Source organism: Thermoanaerobaculia bacterium (assembly GCA_035717485.1).
GTDB lineage: Bacteria > Acidobacteriota > Thermoanaerobaculia > UBA5066 > DATFVB01 > DATFVB01.
Genome location: DASTIQ010000144.1, coordinates 1 through 5,033 on the forward strand (window position 1 = coordinate 1; position 5,033 = coordinate 5,033).

The window sequence follows — 5,033 nt, forward strand, 5'->3', positions numbered from 1 at the left end:
GGCCACATCGCGGGATGCGCCGGATGTCGAAGCCGGCTCGCGGCCCGGCTGCGCGCGGAAGAGACGGCGGACGACCTGCGGTCGTCGTTCGAAGCGAACGTTCCGCGCGCGGCGCCGGCGCGCTGGTGGGCGGCCGCGGCCGCCCTGATCGGGGCCGCGGCGGGCGCGGCCTGGTGGGCGGCGCGCGGCCCCGCTTCCGTCTCGCATGCGTCGGCGGCGGGCGAGGAGGTGCGCGTCCGCGCCGCCCTTCGCTCCGGCCGGCTCCCGTTTCCCGGCTTCGTGAAGGAGCTTTCGCCGGCACCCGAAGTGCTCATGGGAGAGGGCAGCGCTTCTGCGCCGCCGCGCCTGTCACCGGCGGGGACCGGCGTCCTGACCGGCACGCCGCGATTCGCGTGGGAAGCGGTTCCGGGCGTCCACGCGTTCCGGGTCCGGATCTTTTCGATCGCGGGAGAGCCCGTCGCGGAGAGCCCCGAGCTCGCCGGACCGGAGTGGACCCCCGATCGCCCGCTCCCGCCCGGGAAGACGTACCAGTGGCAGATCGAAGGGGAGCGCGGGACCGACCGGATCACGATTCCGGAGCCGCCGGCGGAGCCCCCGAGATTCCGGGTGATCGAACCGAACGCGGCGGCCCGGCTCCGGTCCCTCGCCCGGGCCCGCCCGGCGGCGCACCTCCTGCTCGCGGTCGAATACGCGCGCGCCGGGGCCGTCGACGAGGCGCGGACGGAACTTCAGGCCGCGTCCCGGGAGAACCCTTCGCGGGCGGACGTCCGCGCGCTCCTGAGGTCGATCGACGCCGCCTCCCGATGACGACTTTCGACGGCGCCCTCAGAGATAGCTGAGCCAGGCGTCGCGCCTCCGCGCTTTCAGCGCCGCGAACCACCGGCAGGGGAGATACAAGATCGCGACCGCGAGCGCCCACGCGAGGTAAACCGCCGGAAGTCCGAAGCCGATGCCGCCCGGCGGAGGTTTGCCGGGGCCCGACGAGAAGACGCCCGGTCCGTAGCGGAAGATCAACGCGGCGATCGCCATCGCGTGAACGAGCGGAATGTGGAGGACGTAGTAGAAGAAGGGGACGCGGCCGTACACGACGACTTTCGACGCGACGGCGCCCGCGGGCCGCTCGAGACGGGCGAGGAGGAAGATCGCCGGGCCGAGCGTCATCAGGAGGTACAGGAGCGAGGGAGGATACTTCTCGCAGTTCAGGAAATCCATCGCGGTGAGCACGGCGGTCTTCTGCGGGGCCCAGGGCCGCGGGTCGCCGTACACGTTGGCCCATCGCAGCGCGACGAAAAGGAGCGAAAGCCCGGCGCCGAGCCGGAGGAGGAATCGCTTCCGGCGGCCCGGCTCCCAGCCGTACACGCCGCCGAACGCGTAACCGGCGGCCATCACCCCCACCCAGGGGATCAGCGGATAGACCAGCATGAAAGCGTGGCCGCCCGGCTGCGCGATGGGATGCCACGAAGGAACATGGAGCACGTTCCAGATCCAGGCCGCCGGCCCGAACTCGGCCGGCCGGATGCGGTCCAGCAGGTTGTGCCCCGCGACGATCCCGATGCCGATCGCGCCCACGACGCCGGAGGGGAGCCGGACGAGGAGCGCGAGGAAGGCCATCGACCACCCGATCGCCCAGATCACCTGGAGGACGATCGTGTGAAAGCCGGGATCGAACGACCAGCTGAACGAGACGATCGTCGCCTCGACGACGACGAGCCAGAGCCCGCGGGTCCAGAGGAATCGCGCGAGATCGGCCGGCGAGCGTCCGCGCGAGAGCGACAGCCTCGCGCCGGTTCCGGCGAGAAAGACGAACACGGGGGCGCAGAAGTGGGTGATCCAGCGGGTCAGGTAGAGAGCCGGGGTCGTTCGCGCGAGATCGAGCGGGTCGAACCGCGCGTTGGAGAAGAAATCGCGCGTGTGGTCGAGGGCCATGACGATCATCACGAGGCCGCGCAGGACGTCGACGGAATCGACCCGGCGGCGGGCCGGCGCGAGCCGCGGAACCTCACGGGCCGGAGTCGCCATCAGGGCTTCATTCGTGCCGTTTCGCTTCCGGGATTCACCGCGAGGGCGATGGGGAGGGCTTCGCGGGGCCGCCGGGCCGCTTTCGGGCGGCGCCCGGTCTGGAGGTCAGCGCCTCGGCGGTCGTGTAGATCGGCTCGATGTCGGTCGGAATGCCCGCGAGACGGTCGATGGTCTTGACGATCCCGGGCCGGAGCACGGCGAGCTCCGTCATCATCTTCTTCGCGCCCGCGTAGTCCCCGGTCGCCTCGAGCGTCAGGAGGTCGTGGTCGAGGTCCGAGACGGATTGCTTGATCTTCTCGAAGTCGACCGCGAACGTCCCGTCCGGTCTCGCGACGTAGCCCCCCTTGTCGAGCAGGTAGTTGACCTGCATCGCCTGGCCTCGCGCGTGCGCGTCCTGGAGCCCGAAATGGAGCGTCCGGAACGCGGAGGCGAGCACGGTCGTGTACAGCTTGTGTTCCTCACCGGGGCCGCCGGGAATCGCCTTCGTGTCCATCATTCGCTGGAGCGCGACCATGCCGGTGACGTCCGCCTTCGCTTCCTCGATCGCGCTGTAGAGCTCCTTCAGCTCGAACCGCGGGTTCGTTTCCCGGCCGCCGACCTCGATCTGGTGCGGGCCGAGTCCGTGCGTGAGCTCGTGCGCCAGGATCCACGTGAAGAACATGTCGAAGTCGACGTCCTTCCGGTCCGCGGGAGACAGGACGAGCTTCGAGATCGGGACGAGCGTCTTCTCGAACTTCGCCTGCTGGATGTTGCGGAGGAGGATCCGCTTGCTTCCCTTCTGCTGGACGACGCGGTCGTCGTTGGGCAGGTTGTAGGCGGCCGTCGCGATCCCGTGGTTGCCGTCTCCGGCGGCGAAGATCTCGTTGACGACCCGGAGCGGCGAGGCGGCGCCGAGCTTCGCGACCCGGTACTTCGGATCCTCCGGAAGGTGATCTTCGACGTCCTGGAGGTGCTTCGAGAAGAAGGCGAGCCTCGCGGTCTCTTTTTCGTCGCGGATCGTCACGAACGATTCGAACGCCGCCTTGTATCCGAACAGACCGTCGTCGTAGGTCTCGTAGGGTCCGATGGTCACGTCGATCGGGGCGTCGAGGTCCATCCAGGCGATGTCGCTTTCGTAGTAGTCGTTCGAAAGGAACGCGGCGGCGCGGGCGGTCAGGAAGCGCCGGAGCGTCGCGTTGTCCGTCGCGGCCGCGGCGTCGCGGAGCAGGGCGGCCGCGCGCGAGACATCGTCGCGGTATTCGCGGCTGTACGGAACGATCGTGAGCTTCCTCGCGGCGTCGCGGCGGATGACCGTGTAGAACCCCTTCGCCTCCTCCTGTTCCGCCGGGGAGAGTTTCTCGACCCAGCTCTCGAACTCCTCTTTCCCCATGTCCTCGGGGTAGAAGTTCGCGCCGGGCGGCTTCGTCGCGGGGACGTTCGGGAGGAACGCCGTGTAGCCGTCGATCTCCGACCACGGACCCTTGTTCAGCCAGAAATAGTGGTATCGCGCCCGGCCGAGCGGCGACCCGTCGGCTCGGAGCTTCGAGGCGAGGGCGCGGTTCCCGCTCCACAGCTGATCGAGGAAGACGTCGTTCAAGATCCGCGACGCCGCGACGATCTTCACGAGGGCGCGCCGGTCTCCCGGAGAGAGATGCGAGATGTCGACGCGCATCGGGGTCGGCGTGAGGCGCGCGGCCATCCGTTCGAGCGCGGCGGCGTCGGGTAGCGCGCTCTCCGGCGAAGCGAAAACGCCTCCGGCGAGCGCGAAGAAGAGAACGGCGAGCGTCCTTTTCATCAATCCTCCTTCGGTCCGTCCGCGATTCTAGTGCAGCGGGCTCGGGCCCGTCGTCCCGGTCGTCAGGCGGGGATCCGCGCCACGTCGACCCGGGCGTCGTTGAAGCACGCTCCGCCGCCGAGGTCGGTGAGCGTGTCGGGGCAGAGCGCGTTCGACGTCCGCCCGTTCGACGTGTGCTTCGCCCAGAGGCCCTTCGGGAGCCGGACGACTCCCGGGCGCACCTCGGGAGTCACCCGCGCGAGCGTGACGACCTCGCCGAGGAGGTTGAAAACGCGGATCGGGTCTCCGCTGCCGATTCGCCGCGCGCGCGCGTCGTCCGGGTGGATCTCGAGCTCGGCGGCGGTCTCCACCAGCTCGCCGAGGGACGAGCTGATCGTGCGGTCGGATGCGGGAGAGATGAGGGCGAGCGGATGGCGCGCGTCCTCGGGCAGCTCGCGGAACGCGTAGAGGCCTTCGGGCGCCTCGCGGTCGAGCTCCTCGGGGAAGAGATGCACGCGGCCGTCGGCCGTGCGCGGGAACACGTCGCCGAACTGGACCGGGCGGGTGCCGGAGTCGGGGTAGGCGATGCCCCCGGCATCGAGCTGCCGACGGATCTCCGCGGCCCTCGGGCTCTGGCCGAGGATCGCGGCGGAGAGCTCCTCTTCCGAATCGGGGTCGCCCGGGCGCGCGAGTCCGGTCCGGCGGCAGAGCTCGGCGAAGACCGCGACGTTGGGCCGGGCTTCTCCCGCCGGGCGCGCGACGGCCGCGGCGTCGTGGAGCGCGTACGCGCCGTAGCCCCGCGACATCTCCCGATGTTCGAAGAACGACGTCGCGGGGAGGACGAGGTCGGCGAGGCGCGCCGTGTCGGTCATCACCTGGTCGAAGACGACCGTGAAGAGATCCTCCCGTTCGAGTCCCGCGCGCACCCTTTCCTGGTTCGGCGCGGTCGCGAGGGCGTTCGAGTTGTAGACGAAGAGGACCTTCACCGGCGGCGAGGTCCCGGGTCCCAGGGCCTCGCCGAGGCGGTTCATGTTGACGATCCGGGCGGCGCCGGGCGGGGCGTCCGCCGCCTCCGCGGAGTCGAGCTTCCAGGCGGGAGAGTTGCTCATGGTGTAGCCCCCTCCCCGCACGCCGAATTTCCCCGCGACGGCGGGAAGCGCGAGGACCGCGGCCGCCGCGGAGCCGCCGTTGCGGTTGCGCTCGAGGCCCCAGCCGCGGCGAATGAGCGCGGGAGTCGCGTCGGCGTACTCGTGCGCCAGGC

The 5,033-nt window shown here is 70.3% G+C and carries 4 protein-coding genes; 1 reads left to right on the top strand and 3 read right to left on the bottom strand.

Annotated features, from left to right (window positions below; translation table 11 throughout):
• On the top strand, positions 1-807 hold an 807-nt coding region (locus VFS34_07440), incomplete at its 5' end, for a tetratricopeptide repeat protein (protein HET9794279.1).
• An 18-nt stretch (positions 808-825) separates the two neighbouring features.
• Here VFS34_07440 and VFS34_07445 read toward each other — a convergent pair.
• The 3 genes from VFS34_07445 to VFS34_07455 all read right to left on the bottom strand — a co-directional run.
• On the bottom strand, positions 826-2,019 hold the full coding sequence (locus tag VFS34_07445; protein ID HET9794280.1) for a heparan-alpha-glucosaminide N-acetyltransferase domain-containing protein: 1,194 nt from the start codon (positions 2,017-2,019) through the stop codon (positions 826-828).
• Positions 2,020-2,053: 34 nt separating this feature from the next.
• Positions 2,054-3,793, bottom strand: coding sequence for a hypothetical protein (locus tag VFS34_07450; protein HET9794281.1), 1,740 nt, complete (start codon positions 3,791-3,793; stop codon positions 2,054-2,056).
• Between the two features lie 62 nt (positions 3,794-3,855).
• Positions 3,856-5,033: molybdopterin-dependent oxidoreductase (locus VFS34_07455; protein HET9794282.1), on the bottom strand; the 1,178-nt coding region annotated here is incomplete at its 5' end.

What these genes read in the sequence shown, in the direction of transcription:
- VFS34_07450 (HET9794281.1), bottom strand. Translation starts at nt 3,793, where the DNA reads ATGAAAAGGACGCTCGCCGTTCTCTTCTTCGCGCTCGCCGGAGGCGTT.
- VFS34_07445 (HET9794280.1), bottom strand. Translation starts at nt 2,019, where the DNA reads ATGGCGACTCCGGCCCGTGAGGTTCCGCGGCTCGCGCCGGCCCGCCGC.